This is a genomic window from Sedimentibacter sp. B4 (assembly GCF_000309315.1).
In the GTDB taxonomy this organism is placed as follows: domain Bacteria; phylum Bacillota; class Clostridia; order Tissierellales; family Sedimentibacteraceae; genus Sedimentibacter; species Sedimentibacter saalensis.
On the sequence record NZ_CANG01000914.1, the window covers coordinates 1 to 233 of the forward strand.

A 233-nucleotide genomic window follows, 5' to 3' on the forward strand; every position below is an offset into this window, starting at 1 on the left:
CGGGCGCTGTGGAGCGAGTCGATCAGGGCAGTGTGGAACCGCATGTCGGGACCGACGGTGTTCCAGCTGCCCTGCTGCCACAGTGCTGCGATCTCCGCGTTGGCCGCGCGTGCGTCGTCGGGGACGGTGCCGCGCTCGGCGAGCCGTCGCAGCACCTCGGACTCCAGGTAGATCCGTGTTGTAGATGTCGCGGACGTCGGTGGGCCCGAGCTTCACGACGCGGGCGGTCTTGT

At 69.1% G+C, this 233-nt stretch carries 1 pseudogene; it reads right to left on the bottom strand.

The window, feature by feature from the left end:
- Positions 1–233 (bottom strand): annotated as a pseudogene (locus BN358_RS27970) (FCD domain-containing protein); the annotation flags it as partial.